Raw genomic sequence first — 24,068 nt, forward strand, 5'->3', positions numbered from 1 at the left:
TTTTCTTTTTTATTAATTTTTATTGAGGGTATTCACAAATATCAAAAGAATAAATGACTTTTTACCTGCGGTTAACATAAAAATAATCTGCAAAAATTAATAATTACTTAATTTCATGTGCAGATATTTGGCTTTTATATAAGCGAACTTAAAAATTATTTTTTCTTGGTGGTTGTTTTTTTCTTGGTTGCTTTCTTTTTTGGAGCTTTAGCTTCTATTAAAGCTTTTGCTTCATCAAGTGTCATTTTTGAAACATCAACCGATTTATCCAACTCTACTTTTATTTTTCCTTTAAGGACATTGTGTCTTCCCCAACGAGCCTTTTCAACACGAATGCCTTCTGTTTCCCAATTATGGATAACTTTATCAATGTCTTTTTGAATTTTTGTTTCTATTAATTCAACAATATCATTGTCTGATAAATTATCCCAATCATACTTACTATTCACGTTTATAAACATGTTGTTCCACTTTATAAATGGCCCAAAACGCCCTTTTCCTTTTTGTACTGGTAATTTTTTATAGGTATATATTGGCGCATCTGCTTCTTGTTTTTCTTTTATTAAAACAATAGCATCATCAAGTTCTACACTTAATGGATCTACACCTTTGGGAAGTGACACAAATGCATCTCCAAACTTAACGTAAGGTCCAAAACGCCCATTATTCACTTCAACTTCTTCACCTTTATAAGTGCCTAAATTTTTAGGAAGCTGAAATAAATCCATTGCCTCTTCATAGGTAATAGTGGTTAGTTGTTGGTCTGGACTTAAACTTGCAAATTGTGGTTTCTCATCATCATCAGGCGAGCCAATTTGTACTATTGGTCCAAATTTACCCAAACGCACAAGTACTTGTTTACCTGTTACTGGATCGGTTCCTAAAATACGTTCGCCAGATTCTCTATCGGCATTCTCTTGAACATCTTCTACTTGTGGATGAAAATCTTTATAAAACGCTTTCATCACTTTAGTCCAATCTTCTTTTCCTTCAGCTATATTATCGAAGTCTTCTTCAACTTTAGCTGTGAAGTTATAATCTAAAATATGTTCAAAATGATTCACCAAAAAGTCTGTAACAATCATACCTATATCAGTAGGCACTAACTTTCCTTTGTCTGAACCTACTTTTTCTGTAAGTAACTTATCTTTTACTACACCTTTTTTTAAGGTAAGTTGTGTGTAATTACGTTCTACACCTTCAACAGCACCTTTTTCAACATAATTTCTTTGTTGAATGGTTGAAATAGTTGGCGCATAAGTTGACGGACGACCAATACCTAACTCCTCTAATTGCTTCACCAATGATGCTTCGGTATATCTGTATGGTGCTCTGGTATAACGCTCGGTAGCTGTAATGTAATTATTAAGTAATACTTCGTTGGTTTTCATAGCAGGTAGCATGCCTTCTTGCTCAACATCTTCATCATCTGTACTTTCTAAATACACTTTTAAAAAACCATCAAACGTAATAACTTCACCGTTTGCTGTAAAAGTTTCATTGTGTGTTGAAGCACTAATTTTAACGTTTGTACGCTCTAATTCTGCTTCGCTCATTTGCGATGCTATGGCACGTTTCCAAATTAAATCGTATAAACGCGCTTGATCTCTATCAATATCTACAGAATGTGTAGCAAAATCTGTAGGACGTATTGCCTCATGCGCTTCTTGTGCGCCTTTGGCTTTACTTGTGTAATTTCTTGGTTTGCTATATTTAGAACCATAAGCACTTTCAATTTCTGCTTGTGCACCTTTTCTAGCTTCGTCAGATAAATTCACACTATCTGTTCTCATATATGTAATCAAACCTGCTTCATAAAGGCGTTGTGCCATTGTCATGGTTTTACTTACTGAAAAATATAGTTTGCGTGATGCTTCTTGTTGTAATGTAGATGTAGTAAATGGTGCAGCAGGCGATTTTTTAGCTGGTTTTTTCTCTAAATCTGAAACTTTAAAAGTAGCCGACGCATTTTTTTCTAAGAATTTTTGCGCTTCTTCTTTAGTTGAAAAGGTTTTTGGCAACTTTGCTTTGAAGGTTTGCCCGTCTTCATTTGAAAATTCTGCATCTATTCTATAAGAAGCTTCTGCAGTAAACTCTTGTATTTCGCGTTCGCGCTCAACAATTAAACGCACAGAAACCGATTGTACACGACCTGCCGATAAACCACCTTTTACTTTTCGCCATAAAACCGGCGATAATTCATAACCTACAATTCTATCTAATACACGACGTGCTTGTTGTGCATCTACCAAATCATAATCAATACCTCGTGGGTTTTCAATGGCTTTTTGAATGGCCGTTTTTGTAATTTCATGAAAAACAATACGTTTCGTTTTGTTTTTATCCAATTTTAAAGTTTCAGCTAAATGCCATGCTATGGCTTCACCTTCACGATCCTCATCACTTGCTAACCAAACCATATCGGCACCTTTAGCTAAGTCTTTTAGTTTTTTTACAACCGCCTTTTTATCTTTTGAAACTTCATATTTTGGTTTAAAATCACCTTCAACATTTACTCCTAATTCCTTTGAAGGAAGATCGGCAATATGCCCAAAGCTAGATTCTACTTTAAAATCTTTCCCTAAAAATTTTTCGATAGTTTTTGCCTTAGCAGGTGACTCTACAATTACTAAATTCTTCGCCATATTTGGATTTTTGAAGGTACAAATGTATATGAAAAAAAGTTTATCTGCCTAATTTTAGGGATTATCTGTATTCTATTTAAATAAAAAAGCCTGTTTTTCAATTCTGAAAAACAGGCTTTTTAAAGAATTTCATATTTTACTCGTAAGACATGCCATAGCTTTCTTTACTTTCATTGTTGTCTGATTCTTTATTAAAACCAACCGAATCTTTATATATAAAGTATGCTGGTAAATACGAAAATGAAGATGTAACATAAATACCAACACAACACATTAGTAAACCAACTATACCAGCCAAAAAGCCAGAAACAATTATTAATCCAAAGGTTAATAACCATTTTTTATTTCCTAATCTAAACCCTGCTTTTATAATTTCAGACGTTGATAAATCTGGATTAAACGCAAATATTACATTCATTAATGCAACAGGAACCATAACGTAAAAAACAGGAAGCACACATAATAAGGTAGCAGCTATTGTAATTCCAAAAGTGGCTAAAGATAATTTGATAACTTTACCTAAATATGGTTTCTTTAAATAGTAGAAATAATCATCAGCACCCATTTCTTCTAAATCTTTCAACTTACAAATTCTATAAAAAGAGGCTTTCATACCAAACCCAACAACCATAGCTATAAATGAAACTAAAAATATAAAAATAAAAAAAGGAACCATTAGTAACGGCGTAAAATCCTGCATGTTTTCCATGCTTTGTAATGACTCAAAATCAATTAACCCCATTCCTAACATTGACAAATACATAATTACATAAAATGGCACCATCAAAAGCATGGTTAACAGCAACATCACCAAACCTTGCACCCACACTTTTTTAAATAATTCTACTGATTGACTAAAAATAGTTCCAAAATCTAAAGCTTTGGCATTGTCTATTTTATTTAATAAACTAGTTATTGTATTCATATTTTAGGTATTAGGTTTGTTTGACTCCAAAGTAAATACTTTCCTATTTATTTTCAAAATTTAATAAATTTTTAAATATGACACTTTGTCATAAACCATAAATTAGTTATATCTTTGCATGCTTATTGAAAGATGTGAGTTTCTATCAGACTATGGAAAAAATAATTGACGAAAACAAACAAGGCGAAAGCTTAGTTTTAGAACAAAAAGAAGGTAACAAACGTAAACTTTTTATAGAAAGTTACGGTTGTGCTATGAATTTTAGCGACAGTGAAATTGTAGCTTCAATTTTAGCAAACCAAGGCTTTAACACAACCCAAAACCTTGAAGATGCCGATTTGGTTTTGGTAAACACCTGCTCTATACGCGATAAAGCCGAACAAACCGTACGCAAACGATTAGAAAAATATAACGCTGTAAAACGCGACCATAACCCAAAAATGAAAGTTGGTGTTTTAGGTTGTATGGCTGAACGATTAAAAACAAAATTTCTTGAAGAAGAAAAAATTGTAGATTTAGTGGTTGGTCCAGATGCCTATAAAGATTTACCAAATTTACTAGCTGAAGTTGATGAAGGTAGAGACGCTATAAACGTAATCCTTTCAAAAGATGAAACTTACGGCGATATTTCACCAGTACGTTTAAACACAAACGGCGTAACAGCTTTTGTATCTATAACTCGTGGTTGCGATAATATGTGTACATTTTGCGTTGTACCTTTTACTCGTGGTAGAGAACGCAGTAGAGAACCACAAAGTATTCTTGAAGAAATTAACGACTTATGGAACAGAGGCTTTAAGGAAGTAACACTTTTGGGTCAAAATGTTGATAGCTACCTTTGGTATGGTGGCGGTTTGAAAAAAGATTTTGACAAAGCTACTGATATACAAAAAGCAACATCTGTAAACTTTTCAAATTTACTAGACCTTTGCGCTAAAGCACAACCAAAAATGCGCATTCGTTTTTCAACGTCAAACCCTCAAGATTTAACAATGGATGTGGTTGAAACTATGGCTAAACACCAAAATATTTGTAACCACATACATTTACCTGTACAAAGTGGCAGCAACCGTATTTTAAAAGAAATGAACAGGTTACATACACGTGAAGAATACATGACTTTGATTGATAATATCAAGCAAATTATCCCAAATTGTGCCATTAGTCAAGATATGATTGTAGGTTTTCCAACAGAAACTGAAGAAGATTTTCAAGATACCATATCATTAATGGAATACGTTAAATACGATTTTGGCTATATGTTCACCTACTCAGAACGCCCAGGCACTTTGGCAGAACGTAAAATGGATGATGATGTTCCTGAAGAAACAAAAAAACGTAGACTAGCAGAAATGGTAGACCTACAACAAGAACACAGTGGTTTTAGAACCCGTCAAAATTTAAATACCGTTGTGGAAGTGCTTGTTGAAAAAGAATCAAAAAAATCTAGCGAACATTGGTCTGGAAGAACGCCTCAAAATTTAGTAACAGTGTTCCCAAAAGGCAATTATAAAATAGGCGATTTTGTAAACGTACAAGTTAACGATTGTACCAGCGCAACGCTAATTGGTGAAGCTATTGGGTATTCAATTAACAATTAATAATGAAAAATTAAAAATGAATAAGTGCAACACTTTTCAACCTTTTAACTTTCAACTTTTTACTTAACATGGAATCAGTTCAAGCTATAAAACAACGTTTTGGTATTATAGGCAATACGCCATCGCTAAATCGTGCCATAGAAAAAGCCATTCAAGTAGCACCTACCGATATTTCGGTGTTGGTAACTGGTGAAAGTGGTGTTGGTAAAGAAAGTATTCCAAAAATAATACATCAACTTTCGCACAGAAAACACAATAAATACATTGCTGTAAACTGTGGTGCCATACCCGAAGGCACAATTGATAGTGAACTTTTTGGGCACGAAAAAGGTTCGTTTACAGGCGCAACCCAAACCCGTGAAGGTTATTTTGAAGTGGCTGATGGCGGCACAATTTTTTTAGATGAAGTTGGCGAATTACCGCTTACAACCCAAGTACGTTTGCTTCGTGTTTTAGAAAATGGCGAATTTTTAAAAGTAGGCTCAAGTAAAGTGCAAAAAACCAATGTGCGTATTGTAGCAGCTACAAACGTAAACATGTTTGAAGCCATTGAAAAAGAAAAATTTCGTGAAGATTTATATTATAGGTTAAGTACTGTTGATATTCATTTGCCACCACTACGCGACCGTCAAGAAGATATCCATTTATTATTCAGAAAGTTTGCTAGCGATTTTGCTTTAAAATACAAAATGCCAACCATCAAATTAACTGATGTTGCAGTACAATTACTTGAAAAACACCGTTGGAGCGGAAACATTCGTCAATTACGAAACATTGCCGAACAGTTATCGGTTTTAGAACAAAATAGAACCATTTCTGCCGAAACTTTAAAAAGCTACTTACCAACATCAGGCACAAATTTACCTGCTGTAATAAAAACAGCAAAGTCTGAAAGCGATTTTAGTAGCGAACGTGAAATTTTATACAAAGTACTTTTCGACATGAAAAGTGATTTGAATGATTTGAAAAAACTCACTTTAGAGTTAATGAAAAACGGCAACACTAAAGATGTTGAAAAAAACAACGAAAGTTTAATTCAGAAAATTTATGGTAATGCTGATGAAGATGATGCAGACTATGAAGAAGATCCAATAGAAAATAACGATGTTATTTCAATACCAGAACACATTTCAAACCATGAAAAAAATGATACCGTTTTAGATAAGTATCATTTTGCTGAAGAAATTGAGGAAGAAGAAACGCTATCATTACAAGACAAAGAATTAGAATTAATTAAAAAATCGCTTGAACGCCACCAAGGAAAACGTAAATTAGCAGCTTCAGAATTGGGTATTAGTGAACGCACCTTGTATAGAAAAATAAAACAATACGATTTATAAAAAGTTAGCTGTAGTAGTTACAGTAAACAGTTAAAAAACTGCAACAAATCAAGAAAACAAACGTTTTATAAATTTAAAAACGACTATCACACAAAGCTTATCAAAGTGTTTTAATAATATGAAAAAAACTTTAATTTACTTTTTACTTTTTACTTTCAACTTTTTACTAATAGGTTGTGGGCATTACTCTTTTACAGGAGCTTCTGTTCCTGCAAATGTAAAAACCTACCAAGTAAATCGTTTTGAAAACAACGCGCTTTTAGTTGAACCCGGTTTAGAACGCGATTTTAAAATAGCTTTGGAAGATTTGATACAAAATCAAACCAACTTAAATCTGGTTACTTCAAACGGCGATTTAGTGTATGAAGGCGAAATTACCGATTACCGTGTATCGCCAACAACAGCAACTTCTGAAAATACTGCTGCTCAAAACAGGCTAACTATAAGTGTGAAAGTTAGGTTTTTTAATAGAAAAAAAGAAGATGACGACTTAGAACAAACCTTCTCATTTTTTTACGACTATGCAGGAAGTGCACAATTAATAGGAAGTACAAAAACAACAGCGCATGAAGAAATTTTTGAACGCTTAACACAAGATATTTTTAATGCCACATTAGCAAAATGGTAATTTTCAATTTACAGTTGAAAATTGACAACTTGTAATTGTTAATTATTAATTGTTAATTGTTAATTGATTAAAAGCCAACAATGAATCAAACAGATTTTACATACATACTTCAAAACCCACAACATATTACACATCGCCATACAGATGCAGTAAAATCTATTGTTGATGAGTTTCCGTATTTTCAATCGGCACGCGCCATCTACCTTAAAGGCTTAAAAAACAATAACAGCTTTAAATATAATCAAGAATTAAAAACCACCGCAGCTTACACAACTGATAGAAGTATTTTATTCGATTTTATAACGTCAGACGTATTTATTCAAAATGAAATTTCAGAATTCATCAAACAAAATACAGCACATTTAAAAGATATTGAAATAGAATTTGAAGACATTTCAGTAAATAAACGCGTATTAATTGATGAATATTTAAAACAACAAATAACCGAAACTTCGGGTGTTTTAGACCCTTCATTATTCAAACCCAAAGAAGAAACCTCATCTGTTTTAGATACTTCGGAAAGCATACAACCTGAAACTGAAGCATTACATACCGAAGAATCTTCAACACCAGCTATTTTAGAACTAGGAAAACCACTAGAGTTTAATAAACGAGAAACCCACTCATTTAACGAATGGTTAAAATTAGCAAGCTTTACACCTATTGAACGCACAGAACCTACTAGCGAAAAACCAATTATCACAGCAGAAACACCTTCAACTGAAACAACTTTTACAGAAACGTCTACAAACATAGAAAAACGAAAAAAGTTTGAACTTATAGAAAAATTCATTTCTGAAAGTCCTAAAATTAACCCATCTTCATTAGCTGCTTCAAAAATAAATTTAGCCGAAGCGCAAATGATACAACCAGAAGCGTTAATGACCGAGACGTTGGCAAGAATTTACATGGAACAAAAAAACTACAAAAAGGCAATTCAATCTTATAAAATTTTAAGTTTGAAATATCCAGAAAAAAGTAGTTTATTTGCAAACCAAATAAGAGCATTAGAACAATTACAAGAACAAAATAATAAGAAATAATGAGTACGTTTACAATATTTTTAGCCTTAATAGTTATAGTAGCCTTTTTACTAATAGTAGTAATTATGGTTCAAAACCCTAAAGGCGGCGGGTTATCATCATCCTTTGGTGGTGGTGGCACACAACAATTAGGCGGTGTAAAAAAGACTACCGACTTTTTAGACAAAAGCACTTGGACTTTAGCAACATTACTTTTAGCCCTAATTTTATTATCTAACGTAGCAATAAACAGAGGTGGTGGAAGTTCAGAATCTAAAGCTTTAGATTTGGATGCTACTACAAGCCAACCATTACCTACACCAGCAAAAACAACAAATGATGCTCCGTTACCAACGCCAGCAAAATAATTTATAGAATAATCATATAAAAATGCCAACTTTTCAAGTTGGCATTTTTTGTTGCTGTAAGTTTGTCAGTTAATAACCATTGGCACACTTTTAGACTGTTATAATCCCGTAAACATAAATTTTTAACTTAAAAATATTTCATATGTCATTAAACATTAAACCATTAGCAGACCGCGTTCTTATTGAACCTGCTCCCGCTGAAACTAAAACAGCATCCGGAATCATTATTCCAGATAACGCTAAAGAAAAACCGCAAAAAGGAACTGTTGTTGCTGCTGGTAAAGGCACCAAAGACGAGCCTATTACCGTTAAAATTGGCGACACTGTTTTATATGGTAAATATGCTGGCACCGAACTTAAATTAGAAGGTAAAGATTATTTAATAATGCGCGAAAGCGACATATTAGCAATTATCTAAAAGCTATACGCAATAGGCTTTAAGCTATAAACATGAGAGACTTTAAAAAGTATCATATTTGGCATTTGAGTCATGAATTAACCTTAGAAATTTACGCTATGACTAATTCATTTCCGAAAGACGAAATTTACGGTTTAACGTCTCAAATAAGAAGATCTTCAGTCTCAATACCTACAAATATTTCAGAAGGCTGTGGCAGAGATTCAGATTTAGAATTCAATAGATTTCTAACTATAGCATTAGGGTCGGCTAGTGAAACTGAATACTTAATCATGTTAGCAAAAGATTTAGGTTATATAGAAGATAACCAAGCTAATGCTCTTATTGAAAAAGTAAACATCATTAAAAGTAAAACACATCAATTAAAACAAAAATTAAATAACGCCTAAAGCATTTAGCTTATGGCATAAAGCAAATTAAAAATGGCAAAAGATATAAAATTTGATATTGAAGCACGCGACGGTTTAAAACGTGGTGTTGATGCATTAGCAAATGCAGTAAAAGTAACTTTAGGTCCTAAAGGGCGTAATGTTATTATTGGTAAATCTTTCGGCGCACCACAAGTAACTAAAGATGGTGTTTCAGTAGCGAAAGAAATTGAATTAAAAGACGCTCTAGAAAATATGGGCGCACAAATGGTAAAAGAAGTTGCTTCAAAAACCAACGATTTAGCGGGTGATGGTACTACTACTGCTACCGTTTTAGCACAAGCAATTGTAAAAGAAGGTTTAAAAAACGTAGCTGCAGGTGCAAACCCAATGGATTTAAAACGTGGTATTGATAAAGCTGTTGAAGCCATTACCAAAGACCTTGAAAAACAATCAAAAAAAGTAGGTAGTTCTTCTGAAATGATAAAACAAGTTGCTTCTATTTCGGCTAATAACGACGAAACTATTGGCGATTTAATTGCTAAAGCGTTCAGTAAAGTTGGAAAAGAAGGTGTTATTACCGTTGAAGAAGCTAAAGGTATGGATACCTATGTAGATGTTGTTGAAGGTATGCAATTCGATAGAGGTTATTTATCGCCTTACTTCGTAACGGATACCGATAAAATGATTGTAGATTTAGACAATCCTTACATTTTATTATTCGACAAAAAGATTTCAAACTTACAAGAAATCCTTCCAATACTAGAACCAGTAGCACAATCTGGTCGTCCATTATTAATTGTTGCTGAAGATGTTGATGGTCAAGCCTTAGCGACTTTAGTTGTAAACAAATTACGTGGCGGATTAAAAATTGCTGCTGTGAAAGCTCCAGGTTTTGGAGATAGACGTAAAGCTATGCTTGAAGACATCGCTATTTTAACTGGCGGAACCGTTATTTCTGAAGAAAGAGGCTTCACTTTAGAGAATGCCGATTTAAGCATGTTAGGTACTGCTGAAACTGTAACCGTTGATAAAGACAATACAACCATTGTAAACGGTTCTGGTGATGCTAAAGACATTAAAGCTCGTGTAAACCAAATTAAAGCACAAATTGAAACAACCACAAGCGATTACGATAAAGAAAAACTACAAGAGCGTTTAGCTAAATTAGCTGGCGGTGTTGCTGTTCTTTACGTTGGTGCAGCTTCTGAAGTTGAAATGAAAGAGAAAAAAGACCGTGTTGATGATGCATTACACGCCACAAGAGCTGCCGTTGAAGAAGGTATTGTTGCTGGTGGTGGTGTTGCTTTAGTTAGAGCAAAATCGGTTTTAGATAAAATTACTACTGAAAACCTTGATGAAACAACAGGTATTCAAATTGTAGCACGTGCTATTGAAGCACCATTACGTACCATTGTTGAAAATGCAGGTGGTGAAGGTAGCGTAGTAGTAAGCAAAGTGATGGAAGGCAAAGGTGCTTTTGGATATGATGCCAAAACTGAAACTTATGTAGATATGTTGAAAGCTGGTATTATCGATCCTAAAAAAGTAACGCGTATTGCTTTAGAAAATGCAGCTTCAGTAGCAGGCATGATTTTAACTACCGAGTGTGCTTTAATTGATATTAAAGAAGATGCTCCAGCTATGCCAGGTGGTATGGGTGGCGGTATGCCAGGAATGATGTAGTTCAGCCCCTAAATCCCCAAAGGGGACTTAAAAAAAACGCTCTAATGTAAAAATTGGAGCGTTTTTTTTTGTAAATAGCTCAAAATTACTGCTGCTCCACAAAGTCACCCGACTTTGAGTTTCTATATTAATTGTTTATTGTTGTAATTTGTTTTCTTTTTTAGTTTAACAGTTTAATCTTACTTTACTAATCAGTATTCCGCTAAGTCAGGAGACTTTGCAGAGCTGGGTTATTCAAATAAAGATTCTTTGATTTTATATGTTGACTCAGATTTGTCAATGTCATCATCTTTTTTGAACACTTCTATTAGTCAGTTTTTGGATAAGTATGGACTTAATAGTTTTAAACAAACTGTAAAATTCAAAGGTTCTAAAAATCAATTTTCACGATTATCATATTATATAAACAAGCATAGTAGCTTGTACAATATTTCGTTCAGTTTGTATTTATCTAGCGAATATGAAATTGTTTTAATGTTTTACAAATAAATTTGATCGAAAATATTTACAAAATTAAATGTAAACAAAAAAAACCGTCAAGAAATTCTTGTCGGTTTTTATGTAAATTATTTTTATACTACTATTTATGCTTTGTAAAGTCTAAATTAGTAATGTATGACAATCTAATAGTAGAGTTATCTTCTTGAATGGTGTTAGGAAAATTCCAAATATGCTGTTGAATATAATTCAATTGTATTTGATTTTGAGAATTAATATTATATCCAAAACCTGCTATAATTCTATTTTGATTAAAAAATGTTTTTCCTGCGTTTGTACCTAAATTCACAAAAACTTCATCTCCTAAAACAGCAAATAGTTTCGCCTTATCGTCTTTTTGGGTCAAAGTATAATTCATTAAGAACATGTAACGCACCCTATTTCTGTATGCATAACTATCAATATCATATTCATTTGTAATTGCATTTTTAACCGCTACACTTACAAATCTATTTTCATCTCTAAGTCGATGAATAAATTTAAAATCTTTTGCATGATGAGTAAATGTTCCTTGAATCCAAATATGATCTTCAGGAATAGACCTTTTGTTTATAGGAATATCACCATAACTATAAGTATTATAATGTGTATAACCAACACTCCCTAATAACTTAGGAGTTATTTGATAATCAAAAGACGGTCTTATAAACCATTGTTGTTTTTCTCCTAACCAATCAGTATAACGCATGGTAGCTTCTAAAGTGAAAAAGGTTTTGTTTGCAATTTTATTTTTGCCTACATAATGCAGCCAAATGTTATTATTTTGCGTTTCTACTTGTCCGTAAAAAAAGGACGTACACAGAAAAAATCCTATTTTTATTACAACTCTCATTAAACTATTTTTCATAGCATCTATAATATTAACTTAAAACGACTTGCTTATTTTTTCTTCCTGAAAGTGGATGATCAGATAATGGTTTATGATTTTCTAAACCTATAATCGTTACTCTACTATTATCATTAGACTCATAATCATGTTTAAAATGCTCTAAATTTTCCATTACAGAATGGTCTACTAATTTTGTTTTTTTTAAGTCAATTGTAACATTAAACCCTGGCGGAATTGACTCTAGTTTACGCTTTACTCCTAAATAATTTGTAAAAACTGCTGCTTTATCAATTTCAATTAAATAATTATTCCCTTCAAAAGAAACCAATGTAGGTGCTTTAAAAAATGATGATAAAGGTGTACCATTAATTGCATGAATAATAATTTTTAAAATCATACCTGCAGCAATTCCAACTAACAAATCTTCAAATAATGTAAAGAAAATTGTAACTAAAAATATAGCTAATTGTTCTTTACCAATTTTAAATGTATGTATAAATTCTTTTGGATGAGCTAATTTAATACCTACAGTAATTAACATTGCTGCTAAAGCTGCATTTGGAATTAACTCTAAAATAGGAGCTGCAAGTAAAACAAATAAAAATATAAATAACCCATGGAAGAAATTTGCCCAACGTGTTTTTGCTCCATTATTTACATTTGAAGAAGAACGCGCTACTTCAGAAATCATAGGCAAACCTCCTAAAAAAGCTGCTAAGGTATTACCTACTCCTACAGCAATTAAATCTTTATTCATATTAGATTTTCTTTTAAAAGGATCCATTAAATCAATTGCTTTAACAGTTAACAAAGATTCTAATGATCCTACTAATGCAAACATAATTACATATTTAATAAATAACCCTGTATTTGCTAAACCATCAAAACTTGCATTTATATTTAAATTATCTGTTAAACTACCTATTTTAACTAAGGCATAAGCTGGTTCAGTTTCTTTAAAATGCATGAACAACTCACATGGTATAGCAAATAATAAGACTACTAATGGCGCAGGAATCATTTTGATTGTTGTATTCTTAATTTTTGGCCATCCAAGCATTATTGCCAAACTTACTATACCAATAAAAGTAGCTTTAGGATCTAAATTCATTATAAAATTTGGAATATTTGCAAGTAATTGTAAAGGTCCTTTACCTTTTGCTAGAGTAGGATTATCATTAAGTAAAATTGGTATCTGCTTTGCAATAATGATTATTCCAATAGCCGCTAACATACCATGAATCGCAGAAAGAGGAAAAAAATCTGCTAATTTACCTAATTTAAATACTCCAAAAAGGATTTGAACAATACCAGCTACAACCATGGCACCTAAAGCTAAATGCCATCCTAATTCTGGATTTCCAGCACCAAATTCACTAACTGCACCAGCAACTATAACTATCAAACCAGCAGCTGGACCTTTTATAGTTAATCGAGATCCCATAAACAAACTAACTACAATTCCACCTATTATTGCAGTTATTAACCCCATAATTGGCGGAAAATCTGACGCTTTAGCAATACCTAAACTTAATGGCAAAGCCAACAAAAAAACAATAAATCCAGAAATTGCATCTGTTTTGAAATTTTCTTTTAATCCTGCTAAACCATCAGCAGGTATATATTTTTTATCTTTTATATTCATTTTTTTAATTAATTTTAATTATAATGTTCTTTATTTTTTAAAGTATCTATGATGATTTATAAGGTAATTCATGATACGTTTTAATGTGTGGTCCTAGAAATAACCTTGCATAAATTCGTATACCTGCAATTCCTGATACAATAAAACTTGATGACACAAAAAAGGCTAATACAATTTGGTTACTTTCTATATGTGTAAATAATAAATCCTCGCCTATAAATGTGGTTGTTATTGGAAAACCTGTTACACCTAAAACAGCAATTAAGAAGAAAAAAGCAAATTTTGGATGTTCATACACATGCCCTAAATACTGATTCATTGAAATATTATATTCCATTTTTTTCAATTTAAGCAAAGCTATATATCCTACAACACCAGCTACTATAACACCAGACAAGTATATTGATACTTCGTAATAATCAACCTTATCATTAAAAAGAATAGCAAGCGATATCCAGAAATGATTCATAACTATTAGTACCCATGCCATGAAAGGATTTTTTCTTTCTGAGAAAGATTTAAACACAAAAACCAATCCTATAAAAGCACAAATTTCAGGCAGATTGGTTATAATCTCAATCGGAAGTATATTTTTATATTCGTAGCACCCAACCCCTAGAATATAAAGCGGTATAAAGAATATAAGCAATGATTTTAAATTAAAAAAATCAATAGATTTACCTATTACTTTTAAAGGTCTCCAAAGCATTGTACTAATAAAATCTTCTAATTTAAATTCTTTTAAACTTAAAATATATAATGAATACTCAATGCGCTTTGGCAACGAATCCTCTATAGAATTTTCTTTTGATTGATAGTTATAAAATTGTTCTCTTATTAAATAGCTAACAACCGAAGGTGAAACTAGTAACTGATAAGTTCTTAGAAATGCATTACCAACAAAATGAAATAAGGCTAAACTTTCTAAGCCTAATGCTATTTCAATAAAAATCAGCCCTATTTGAGATATTGAACTATAAGCAATCTGGCTTTTAACTGAAGATTGTACTCTTGCCATTAATGAAGCAACTATACTTGTAGTTAACCCCATAAGCCCTATAGCAATTCTAATGGATGTTTGATGTTCCCAAAATGGAAATGTTCTTAGCATTAGAAAAACACCCAAATGAACTGATAAAGAACCGTAAAAAATGGCACTTGAAGGTGTTGGACCTTCCATAGCTCTAGGCAACCATGATGAAAATGGAATTTGACCTGATTTTACTGCTGCGGCACATGCCAAACATAATGCTACAAAAACACCCATAACAGTATGGTTTTGCAAATGTTCATTAACCAAATTATGGTTATTTAACTCCATAAATGTGATATTATCATGGAATAAATGGTGGCTAGACCACATGGCTAAAATAAAACCTACGTCTCCAATTCTATAAATTGAGAAAACTTTAAAAGCATTTTTTACTGGCAAATATCTTTCTCTATAAAAAGCAATTAATAAGAATGATGATATTCCTATGATTTCCCAACCTATAAATAAAGTTTCAAAATTACCTGACAAAATAGCTAAGTTATATCCAAAAAAGAAAAATAAAACTGTATTAAAAAAACGTTTATATCCTTTTTCTCTATGCAAATAATAACGACTATAGGTTGTTATCATTGACGTTAATAGTGCACCTACAAAAAGATAAACGGCTGTAATTTTATCAAAATAAAAATCAATAAAAAACTCATAATGTGACGTTTTTATTAATGTAAATTCTTTTAGATTCAAATCTGAAGCTCCGTCTACTATCCAAAAAGCAATAAAAATGATGATGCTTATTAATTGAGTAAAAACGGTTCCAAAAGCCACCCAAGAAATAACGGCTTCTTTCTTTTCTGGTATAAATAAACTGAAAACAAATCCTAAAAAAGGAAGTGCTATAAAAAATTGCAAAATTTCATTCATCATTCCTTAATTTAAAATTCCTACTTGTAAATTTTCTTGAGATTCTTCTGCTAATTTTTGTACATCTTTAACATAATTAGCATCTTTTTGAATTGGTATATAGGATTTAAAATCTCCTTTTTCAAAATGAAATAAATCTCCTGTTTCTGGGTTTACTACAACAAGTTTTACCCATTCATTTATAAACCATTCGTAAGTTGCTGGGTTTTTGGTAATGGCATATTTCACAATTTCCGGATAATGTTCAACTATTACTAATAACCTAATTGGATCGTGAACTTCAATCATTTGACTTGGTAATCCTGGTCTTAAATCGCCATCTATTCCATTGGCAACACCTATAAGCCCCATTACGTTATGTGGTAATTTACTTCCTGCTCCTAATTTATGATTATCAACTCTTGAAAAATAATATTCTAAATTAATTCCACCACCCACAGGTGCTACAGCCCCTAAAATACCCACCAAATAATCTCCAGTAGGATCAACAGTGTAATCATAAGAGTTCATAAAAGAACGTCTATCTAAAAACAATTGTTTGGACAAACTTCTACGACCCACAATGCACATTGCATTTGTAGCATGGTTAAGTTCAGGTCTTGGTTCAAATAGAGAAACTGAACGTCTTTTTATTTTTTCATGAACTTTTTCTAAAGTTTGATTGGTTTTTACAGTATCAAAACGACGAGATCTTTCTTTGGCATTTAAATCTAAAGCTTTCGTGAAAGTTATTGCGTTTTGCTGGTGTAAGGTTTTGTTTTCTTGAGACAGCATGTCTTCATCATAAAAAGCTATTTCATCTCGAGTAGTATCATGCAAGGCAGGTGAAAACTGAGTGCTTTCTGGTATTATAATACCTCTTTCTTTTAAAACAACTCTTACTTTTGGATGGTTTATAGCAAAACAAGCCACTTTAGCATTTACAGAACTTGGTCTTCCTGAACAAGCTCCGCAGTCATAACCTGCATAATGTGTATTATTTACACTTGTAGCTCCATGACCTATAATATAAACTATAGGTGCAAAATCTTTAACTAGACCTATGCTTTTAAGTAGACCTTCTGCTCTATTAGCCATTTCTTCAATAGTAAAACCAACTTGTAAATCGTTTTCTTTTTCGTTGCTATTACTATTCTCTATTACTAACTTCGATTTTTTGTTCAAATGCTTGAAAGAAGCACTTGTAGCCGGTGTCATCGTTGGTTTAAAAATATTTACAAATAATTTAAATGCTGCTGAAAAACCTAAAGTTTGACTTATTATCCAACCAAAAAACAAAGAATGTGATTTCTTATTATAATGAAAATCTTTAGCTTGTTTTTTCTTTCTATCAACTTCTTTAATCAAGTATTTTGGGGTTAAAGGAGCAGGACAAAGTTTGGTGTAAAATTTTCCGTTAACTGGTTTATAAAAAAATTCAAAGTTAAAAAATGCTGCTGTTCCAAAAGTTTTTGAATTCTTGTCTAAACTCTCAACATATCTTCTAAATGAACATTCTCTATCATCCATACAAAACATAGCTTGAAAACTTGTTTGATAAACGGAGTTAAGAGGTTCAACATTTTTAATTCCAGATAGTACTTGATCGTAAAAACTCCATTCAAAAGCTTCTTGCCATAACGATAATACCTCATAATACTCGCTATAAAAAACAGGTTTAAATAGATTTACTGAGTCAATTTTAAATCGATGTGTAATTGGCGCCCAATTTTCACCAAATTTCTTATCTAAAGCATCTAACTCAAGTAATAATTCAAATATAATTAACTCTTCAAAAGTAATTTTTCTTTTATCTAGTAAAGAATTTGGATTATTCTCTATTGTAACAACCATACCACTCCAACCAGGATGTGAAAATTGCTGATCAAATAAATATGTTTCAAAATAAGCTTCATTTCCCACTATAATAGACAAAAGCTCAGTAATTGTAGTTCCTTTATCTAATAATTCTTTAGCTCTTTTAGTAGAAAAAATCCCATTAAAACTTGTTGTGTTTAATTTTTTTAATGAGTTTAAAAAACCTTCATCATGAACTGGAAATGACCAAATAGATATACCTTGATCTAAATAACTACACAATACTCTAAATAAAATTCCGTGAGTAGACTTATCTAAATTTATAGCATATTCATTTTTCCAAAAAGAACGCAAATAACCTATTCTACATGTTAATTGTTCATCATATTCTTTTTTGAGCAAATTTGTTTTCCATAGTTGAAATTCATTTCCTTTTTTTCTTTTATTGATTACATAATCTAAAACAGATTCTGAGATTTCATTTTTTAAAAACCGATTTCTAAAATCGCTTAATGACAAATAGGTTTTATATCCAAATATTTCTGAAGCTTCGTGTAATGCTTCAAAAAAGTGTTTTTGTTGAAAAGCATGTAAAGTGTTATGGTGCACGAAATCTTTTAGTGGATTTTGCGCAGGCAAATAGTGTTTTAGGTCATGAAGAACATGGTGTTCTTCAAAACCAATTTGATTTGTATTCATTTTGTAATGAAATAAGATTAATACATAAATAGTATTTATGAGCGCATCATAAATAAATAAAAATACTATGTATTAGGAAAGATGAAATTTCCAATTGCAGAACAAATCATACAAAGGTCTTGATTGCTTTGCACTTAGCTTGTTCGTAATATAAGCAGATAATTGATTATCATTTAATTTTGAAGAAGAAACCCATTTACTTTTATTAATAGTAAATGGCTCTATTTCAAATTCAGACTCTAATTCTTTATTTCTTGAAGAAATTATTTCTCCTGAAGACTCTTCTAATAAAACGTAATTCTTAAAGTCATCTGAAGAAATATAAGTTACAAAAACAATACTTTCTTTTTGTTTAAAATCATTTGTTGCTTTTTTTGAACAAAAAAGAAACAAAACGTTACTAACAAAAAGAAAAGTAAAAAAGAAAGTTTTGAATGTAACCTTAAAATTCTTCACAAATGCTCTAAAAATTTTGCCACAAAAATATTTATTTTTACAATACAAAAAACATCTTAGCAAAAATAAATTAGAATTTATTTTTGCTAAGATTTAATATAAAATTTTACCTACCTCCTGGTGGGCAATATGCTTTTAAATAATTAGTAAATAAGGTTCTTAAATGCGTTGTAGTACCTTCACCTTCACGAATACCATGTGTACGGTTTGGGTAAGGCATAAACTGAAATTGTTTGTTATACTTTACCAATTCATTTACTAAAATTTCAGCGTTTTGGTAATGCACATTATCATCGCCTGTACCATGAATGTATAGCAAGTTTCCTTTTAGGTTTTTAGCATAAGTAACTGGCGAACCTTTTACAAAATCTTCTAAATTTTCTTGTGGCAAACCCATATAACGTTCTTGGTAAATATTATCATAAGTTAATTGGTTTGTAATAGCCGCCAACGCAATACCTGTTTTATAAATTTCTGGGTATTGAAACATTAAATTTAAGGTTGCTGCTCCACCGCCACTATGTCCCCAAACAGCTATTCGTTCTGGGTCTACAAAATTCCATTTTAGTATTTCTTTGGCTGCCATAGCTTGGTCTTTTATATTAATTTGACCAATATTTCTGTAAATACTTTTACGCCATTCACGTCCTTTTGGTGCTGGCGTACCGCGGTTATCTAACGATATGTATATATAACCATCATCTGCCATACTGCCTAAATAATTTCTGTTTTGTCCTGCACCATAACTATCATTCACTGTTGTGCTTGCTGGTTCTGTATAAACATAAAACACTACAGGATACTTTTTGGTAGGATCAAAATTTGTTGGTTTTACCATCCAACCATCCATAGTAACACCATCGGCGGTTGTAACTTTAAAAAATTCTGCTTTTGGTGTTTCTTGTAGTTTTGATAAATTGGCTTCAATACTTGATGCAACATCTAACGGTTTGTGATTTTTATATGAAATAAATTCCGATGCTGGTTTTGTAAAATGATTTGAAAACGAATGAATGGCATACGCGCCAGTTGGCGAAACATTATAATCGTGTGTGCCTTGTAACGTCTTTGGGCTAACCAATTCCAAAGCGCCTTTTCCATTTAACTTGGTTTTATATAAATAACTTTGTGTTGCATTATTTGGTGATGCCATAAAATACACATAACCGTTTTTTGCATCAATATTTGATAAATCTATAAAATCGTAGTTGCCTTTTGTAATTAGCGTTTCCTTTTTACCTTCTAACGATACGTTAAATAAATGTCTCCAACCATCTTTTTCTGAAGCCCACAGAATGTTTTTTCCGTTGTTATACCAAATAAAATCGTTTGTAAAATCGATATTATAGCGGTTTCCTGCTTGGTAAATATCAACCCAAGCGGCATCGGTTTCTTCATATATTACTTTTGAAGTTCCTAATTTTGGTTCGGCTATAAACAATTTACTTTGATTTTGCTTTCTATTTAATTGCTGAATCAACAGTTTTTCGGTAGAAGGAATAAACTCCATGCGTACTAAATAATTTTGACGCGGATTGCCTGCTATATCTATCCATGTGGTTTTAGCATCATCAATTGTTACCACGCCAACTTTACAAGCTGAAGGTGTTTCGCCCACTTTTGGATATTCTAAAGGCACAATTTCAGAATAAATTGCATCGGTGTTATTTATCATGTAAAACTTCTTTGTATCGCTAGCATCAATTTGCCAATAAGCTATCGATTTACTATCTGGACTCCAACGAAACCCATCGCGACACGCAAATTCTTCTTCATAAACCCAATCAAACGTACCGTTAATTAAGGTTTCTGTTCCATTAGTGGTTAAAGCTTTAATTTTTGAAGTTTTTAAATCTTCAACATATATATTATTTTCACTTACGTAAGCTGCTTGTGTTCCATCAGGAGAAATTTTTGCAAACATAAGCGATGATGCTGGTAAGCTTTTACCAAGTTGTTGCAAAGTACCTGTTGCAAAATTTAAAACCCAATAATCGCCTTTGGTGTTTAATCGCCATACACGTTTGGTATTGGTAAATAGCAACACGTTTTTTTCATCTTCTGAAATTGTAAAATAACTTACCGAAAGTGGTTTGTCACTATTTGATGGTGTTAATTGTTCCTTTGAAATTAAGGTTTTAGACGTATTATTGGGCAACGTATATTGAACAATACTATTGCTTTCTATACGGTAATATGAATTTCCATCGTTAGACCATTTTATACCGCCTCTTTGAGAAAACCCTTGAAACGAAACTAGAACAATTAAAGCTAAAATGACTAATAATTTTAGTCTACTATTAAAATTAATAATGTACATGAAATTGTGTTTTATTGAATATTTTTCAATATTACTTATTTTGATTCAATTTTATTGCGATTCTTTTAGCGTTTAACAGAATATTAAGACACCAAACTATTTTAAAAACAAAAAAGCCCAAAACAATGGTTTTGGACTTTTATATTTTACTAAATTTTATTAACTTTTATGGTCGTCTTTAACGTCTTTATCACGATACTTGCAACATGGATGCACCGAATTATACGCTTCATTAGTTGCTTTTAAGCCTTTGGTATCGTGCCCAACAGCCGCTACATTTTTTTGAATGGTTTTTACATTGGTTTTTCTTGCATCATAAATTAGTTTCAACTCATGGGTTTTTACATCCCAAACAGCACTTTTAACACCTTTGGTATTAAAGCACGCTTTTTCAATTCTAGATTTACACATTAAACAAACGCCATCAACTTCTAAAGATGCTTTTGCATTTTTATCTTGAGCAAATGTGATTGTTGATATTAATACTGTTAATACAATTATTACTTTTTTCATTTTATTCGTTTTTGTTAAGTTGAAACCTTTTTTTAAATTAAACATTTACTTTTATTTAGCCACGAATACACGAATATTTAAAAGCAAACTATTCGTGTATTTGTGGCTAACCATTATTTTATTTTGAATCGCAACCCTGCATAATACATACTTCCAAAAATTGGCCCATATACAAAAGTGGTATCAAAATTAGTACCAAAAGGATCGTTAGCACCTAAAACAGGATTATCTTGACGCACATTGGTTATGTTTTCACCACCTAAATATACTTCAAATTTTGGAGAAAACACTTTGGTTATTTGTGCATTTAACGTTCCTACAGTTGGTGTGTATTCTGAAAGTTGATATTGTACAGGATTACTTTCGGTTGAAGAAAAACGCTGTGCACCCAACCAATTAAAAGTAGCATCAAACCTCCAATGTCCTGTTTTATTTTCATGTACAGGTGTTTCATAAGATGCATTGGCAAAAAAACGATGTTTTGGTGTTAAGGGTTTTTCTAGTTTCCCTGATTGATATTGGGTTTTTACATCGTATAATTTATAAGCTAATCGCAAATCGAAATGTTCAAATACATTATAATTTACTTCAGTTTGAAAGCTATTGGCATAACTTTTCCCATCAAGGTTATAAAAATTTACTTCTTGCGGATTTTCATAATCTACCACTACTTGGTTTGTAAAATCGGTTTTATAATAGTCAAACGTTACATCGGCTTTTCTTCCAAAAAGATTAAAACCTTGCAAGTATGAAATGCCATAATTCCAAGCAATTTCGGGGTTTAAACCATAAACCTTACCCGTTGTATTCAAAATATTTATAGCTCTTGAAGTAGCAAACATACTTTGGTTTTCTGCAAAAATATTAGCACTACGTTTACCACGCCCAATGGATGCTCTTATTGCCGATTTTTCCCAAGGTGTATAACGCGCATGAATACGCGGCGTTACAAAAGTGCCCAATAAATTATGGTTATCAACCCGAATACCTACGGTTACATTCAATTTATCTAAATTATCGTAATTGTATTCAAAAAAAGCACCAACAGAACGTTCGGTTCGTTCATAATCTGGAGCAAGATTTGGCGTATCAAGCATTTCATCATAATGGTCGTAAGTGTAACTAACACCTGTTTTTATTTTATGACGCGAATCGCTTATAATTGAATTATAAATAACGTTAGAATACAAACTATTATGTAAAATATCGTACTGTTTTAGCCCAAAATACGATGCTTGTTTATGGCTACTAAATGCCGTTTGAACACCAACACTTTGCCAAGGAATTTCAGGATTAACATACCCTAGTTTAGCCGAAACCTCGTAACGTTTGGTATCAATTTCACTTCCCCAAGCGTTTGTTGTAAGTTTATCGGTTTTAGGATTAAAATCTAATTGCCCTGTTTGCTTTTCATCATTTAAAAACTTCAAATTAATAAAACTTACAAAACCTTTTTCGGGGTTTGTGTATTGCCAACGGTTCATCACATTTATTTGCTTGTATTTTGGCATATCTAAAAACCCATCGTTGTTAACATCATGCGCTTCATTTAAAGTACTTCCGTGTAAATAAACGCCTGTATGCCATTTATCGGTTACTTTGGTGTTAAAATGGGTATTTAATTCTAGGCGTTCATTACTACCTGCATACAGATTTACAAACAATTTGTCATCGGTTGATGGTTTAACCAACTCCGCATTTATTTGACCTGCAATACTTTCATAACCATTCACCACACTGCCTGCGCCTTTTGTTATTTGAATACTTTCTACCCAAGTTCCAGGTATAAAACTCAACCCAAAAGCTTGCGATGCACCACGAATAGAAGGGATATTTTCTGTAGCTATTAAAATATATGGACTCGTTAAACCCAACATTTTTATTTGTTTTGTACCCGTTATAGCATCGGCAAAATTAACATCGATGGATGGATTGGTTTCAAAACTTTCAGACAAATTACAACACGCAGCTTTTAGTAATTCATTGCTATTTACCGTAAATGTATTTGCTGCTTGTAAATACAATTTTGCCGTTGCCTGTTTTCTAGTTGTTACCGTTACCGCATTCAAATTATCGGTTGGTTGTAACCAATGATGCACCATTTTGGGCTGAGTAATGGTTAAGGTATCGGTTTTAAAACCCACGTAACTTATTACCAATTTGGTATTTTCCTTTTTGTACGGAATTGTAAACTTTCCATCAATATCAGTCACCGTTCCGATAGTTGTATTAAGCCAATATACGTTAGCACCTAGCAAACCTATATGCTCATTTCTGTCATTCGCTTCCATTATCATTCCATTTATTTTTTCTTGGGAAGACATAAAGAACGGAAGCATGAGTATTATATATAGTATGTTTTTCATTTTTTTCAAAATTCGCCACGAATTCACTA

At 32.0% G+C, this 24,068-nt stretch carries 19 protein-coding genes; 9 read left to right on the plus strand and 10 right to left on the minus strand.

Annotated features, from left to right (window positions below; translation table 11 throughout):
* Positions 1 to 155 precede the first annotated feature (155 nt).
* A complete protein-coding gene (topA, locus tag ACFQ1R_RS03250) occupies positions 156 to 2,645 on the minus strand; it encodes a type I DNA topoisomerase (RefSeq protein ID WP_379924670.1) in 2,490 nt (829 codons plus the stop codon).
* A gap of 136 nt (positions 2,646 to 2,781) precedes the next feature.
* Entirely contained in the window at positions 2,782 to 3,570 is a 789-nt protein-coding gene (locus tag ACFQ1R_RS03255) for a hypothetical protein (protein ID WP_379924671.1), read from the minus strand.
* Between the two features lie 152 nt (positions 3,571 to 3,722).
* Between ACFQ1R_RS03255 and miaB the strand changes: the two genes are divergently transcribed.
* The 9 genes from miaB to ACFQ1R_RS03300 all read left to right on the plus strand — a co-directional run bounded on the left by miaB (position 3,723) and on the right by ACFQ1R_RS03300 (position 11,490).
* A complete protein-coding gene (miaB, locus tag ACFQ1R_RS03260; RefSeq protein ID WP_379924672.1) occupies positions 3,723 to 5,171 on the plus strand; it encodes a tRNA (N6-isopentenyl adenosine(37)-C2)-methylthiotransferase MiaB in 1,449 nt (482 codons plus the stop codon).
* A gap of 68 nt (positions 5,172 to 5,239) precedes the next feature.
* Complete coding sequence (locus ACFQ1R_RS03265; protein ID WP_379924673.1) at positions 5,240 to 6,511, plus strand: sigma 54-interacting transcriptional regulator; 1,272 nt, start codon at positions 5,240 to 5,242, stop codon at positions 6,509 to 6,511.
* 118 nt (positions 6,512 to 6,629) lie between these two features.
* Positions 6,630 to 7,139 (plus strand): LptE family protein, encoded by a 510-nt coding sequence (locus tag ACFQ1R_RS03270; RefSeq protein WP_379924674.1) that lies wholly within the window; start codon positions 6,630 to 6,632, stop codon positions 7,137 to 7,139.
* Between the two features lie 80 nt (positions 7,140 to 7,219).
* On the plus strand, positions 7,220 to 8,182 hold the full coding sequence (locus ACFQ1R_RS03275) for a hypothetical protein (protein WP_379924675.1): 963 nt from the start codon (positions 7,220 to 7,222) through the stop codon (positions 8,180 to 8,182).
* A complete protein-coding gene (gene secG, locus ACFQ1R_RS03280; RefSeq protein ID WP_379924676.1) occupies positions 8,182 to 8,529 on the plus strand; it encodes a preprotein translocase subunit SecG in 348 nt (115 codons plus the stop codon). Before ACFQ1R_RS03275 ends, secG begins: the two co-directional genes overlap by 1 nt.
* A gap of 142 nt (positions 8,530 to 8,671) precedes the next feature.
* Positions 8,672 to 8,947 (plus strand): co-chaperone GroES, encoded by a 276-nt coding sequence (locus ACFQ1R_RS03285; protein ID WP_379924677.1) that lies wholly within the window; start codon positions 8,672 to 8,674, stop codon positions 8,945 to 8,947.
* 32 nt (positions 8,948 to 8,979) lie between these two features.
* Positions 8,980 to 9,336, plus strand: a complete 357-nt coding sequence (locus ACFQ1R_RS03290) for a four helix bundle protein (RefSeq protein ID WP_379924678.1) — start codon at positions 8,980 to 8,982, stop codon at positions 9,334 to 9,336.
* 33 nt (positions 9,337 to 9,369) lie between these two features.
* Positions 9,370 to 11,001 carry a chaperonin GroEL gene (gene groL, locus ACFQ1R_RS03295; protein ID WP_379924679.1) on the plus strand — a complete coding sequence of 544 codons (1,632 nt, stop codon included), beginning with the start codon at positions 9,370 to 9,372 and terminating at the stop codon, positions 10,999 to 11,001.
* A gap of 279 nt (positions 11,002 to 11,280) precedes the next feature.
* Complete coding sequence (locus tag ACFQ1R_RS03300) at positions 11,281 to 11,490, plus strand: STAS-like domain-containing protein (RefSeq protein WP_379924680.1); 210 nt, start codon at positions 11,281 to 11,283, stop codon at positions 11,488 to 11,490.
* 91 nt (positions 11,491 to 11,581) lie between these two features.
* Here the strand turns inward: ACFQ1R_RS03300 and ACFQ1R_RS03305 are convergent, their stop codons facing one another.
* From ACFQ1R_RS03305 to ACFQ1R_RS03340, 8 genes are all read right to left on the minus strand, one after another.
* On the minus strand, positions 11,582 to 12,331 hold the full coding sequence (locus tag ACFQ1R_RS03305; protein ID WP_379924681.1) for a DUF2490 domain-containing protein: 750 nt from the start codon (positions 12,329 to 12,331) through the stop codon (positions 11,582 to 11,584).
* Between the two features lie 28 nt (positions 12,332 to 12,359).
* On the minus strand, positions 12,360 to 13,973 hold the full coding sequence (locus tag ACFQ1R_RS03310) for a SulP family inorganic anion transporter (RefSeq protein WP_379924682.1): 1,614 nt from the start codon (positions 13,971 to 13,973) through the stop codon (positions 12,360 to 12,362).
* A gap of 46 nt (positions 13,974 to 14,019) precedes the next feature.
* Positions 14,020 to 15,891 (minus strand): proton-conducting transporter transmembrane domain-containing protein, encoded by a 1,872-nt coding sequence (locus tag ACFQ1R_RS03315; RefSeq protein WP_379924683.1) that lies wholly within the window; start codon positions 15,889 to 15,891, stop codon positions 14,020 to 14,022.
* A gap of 3 nt (positions 15,892 to 15,894) precedes the next feature.
* Positions 15,895 to 18,384, minus strand: a complete 2,490-nt coding sequence (locus ACFQ1R_RS03320) for a YbcC family protein (protein WP_379924684.1) — start codon at positions 18,382 to 18,384, stop codon at positions 15,895 to 15,897.
* A gap of 72 nt (positions 18,385 to 18,456) precedes the next feature.
* The gene (locus ACFQ1R_RS03325) at positions 18,457 to 18,840 is read right to left on the minus strand and encodes a hypothetical protein (RefSeq protein ID WP_379924685.1); all 384 of its coding nucleotides are present in this window, start codon (positions 18,838 to 18,840) and stop codon (positions 18,457 to 18,459) included.
* Positions 18,841 to 18,946: 106 nt separating this feature from the next.
* On the minus strand, positions 18,947 to 21,160 hold the full coding sequence (locus tag ACFQ1R_RS03330) for a S9 family peptidase (RefSeq protein ID WP_379924686.1): 2,214 nt from the start codon (positions 21,158 to 21,160) through the stop codon (positions 18,947 to 18,949).
* 159 nt (positions 21,161 to 21,319) lie between these two features.
* Positions 21,320 to 21,673 (minus strand): heavy-metal-associated domain-containing protein, encoded by a 354-nt coding sequence (locus tag ACFQ1R_RS03335; protein WP_379924687.1) that lies wholly within the window; start codon positions 21,671 to 21,673, stop codon positions 21,320 to 21,322.
* A 113-nt stretch (positions 21,674 to 21,786) separates the two neighbouring features.
* Positions 21,787 to 24,039: a TonB-dependent receptor gene (locus tag ACFQ1R_RS03340; protein WP_379924688.1), complete on the minus strand. Its 2,253-nt coding sequence runs from the start codon at positions 24,037 to 24,039 to the stop codon at positions 21,787 to 21,789.
* Positions 24,040 to 24,068 lie beyond the last annotated feature (29 nt).

The sequence above is a fragment of the Mariniflexile jejuense genome, from assembly GCF_042675665.1.
In the GTDB taxonomy this organism is placed as follows: Bacteria; Bacteroidota; Bacteroidia; order Flavobacteriales; family Flavobacteriaceae; genus Mariniflexile; species Mariniflexile jejuense.

What these genes read in the sequence shown, in the direction of transcription:
- topA (WP_379924670.1), bottom strand. Translation starts at nt 2,645, where the DNA reads ATGGCGAAGAATTTAGTAATTGTAGAGTCACCTGCTAAGGCAAAAACT.
- ACFQ1R_RS03255 (WP_379924671.1), bottom strand. Translation starts at nt 3,570, where the DNA reads ATGAATACAATAACTAGTTTATTAAATAAAATAGACAATGCCAAAGCT.
- miaB (WP_379924672.1), top strand. Translation starts at nt 3,723, where the DNA reads ATGGAAAAAATAATTGACGAAAACAAACAAGGCGAAAGCTTAGTTTTA.
- ACFQ1R_RS03265 (WP_379924673.1), top strand. Translation starts at nt 5,240, where the DNA reads ATGGAATCAGTTCAAGCTATAAAACAACGTTTTGGTATTATAGGCAAT.
- ACFQ1R_RS03270 (WP_379924674.1), top strand. Translation starts at nt 6,630, where the DNA reads ATGAAAAAAACTTTAATTTACTTTTTACTTTTTACTTTCAACTTTTTA.
- ACFQ1R_RS03275 (WP_379924675.1), top strand. Translation starts at nt 7,220, where the DNA reads ATGAATCAAACAGATTTTACATACATACTTCAAAACCCACAACATATT.
- secG (WP_379924676.1), top strand. Translation starts at nt 8,182, where the DNA reads ATGAGTACGTTTACAATATTTTTAGCCTTAATAGTTATAGTAGCCTTT.
- ACFQ1R_RS03285 (WP_379924677.1), top strand. Translation starts at nt 8,672, where the DNA reads ATGTCATTAAACATTAAACCATTAGCAGACCGCGTTCTTATTGAACCT.
- ACFQ1R_RS03290 (WP_379924678.1), top strand. Translation starts at nt 8,980, where the DNA reads ATGAGAGACTTTAAAAAGTATCATATTTGGCATTTGAGTCATGAATTA.
- groL (WP_379924679.1), top strand. Translation starts at nt 9,370, where the DNA reads ATGGCAAAAGATATAAAATTTGATATTGAAGCACGCGACGGTTTAAAA.
- ACFQ1R_RS03300 (WP_379924680.1), top strand. Translation starts at nt 11,281, where the DNA reads ATGTCATCATCTTTTTTGAACACTTCTATTAGTCAGTTTTTGGATAAG.
- ACFQ1R_RS03305 (WP_379924681.1), bottom strand. Translation starts at nt 12,331, where the DNA reads ATGAGAGTTGTAATAAAAATAGGATTTTTTCTGTGTACGTCCTTTTTT.
- ACFQ1R_RS03310 (WP_379924682.1), bottom strand. Translation starts at nt 13,973, where the DNA reads ATGAATATAAAAGATAAAAAATATATACCTGCTGATGGTTTAGCAGGA.
- ACFQ1R_RS03315 (WP_379924683.1), bottom strand. Translation starts at nt 15,891, where the DNA reads ATGATGAATGAAATTTTGCAATTTTTTATAGCACTTCCTTTTTTAGGA.
- ACFQ1R_RS03320 (WP_379924684.1), bottom strand. Translation starts at nt 18,384, where the DNA reads ATGAATACAAATCAAATTGGTTTTGAAGAACACCATGTTCTTCATGAC.
- ACFQ1R_RS03330 (WP_379924686.1), bottom strand. Translation starts at nt 21,160, where the DNA reads ATGTACATTATTAATTTTAATAGTAGACTAAAATTATTAGTCATTTTA.
- ACFQ1R_RS03335 (WP_379924687.1), bottom strand. Translation starts at nt 21,673, where the DNA reads ATGAAAAAAGTAATAATTGTATTAACAGTATTAATATCAACAATCACA.
- ACFQ1R_RS03340 (WP_379924688.1), bottom strand. Translation starts at nt 24,039, where the DNA reads ATGAAAAACATACTATATATAATACTCATGCTTCCGTTCTTTATGTCT.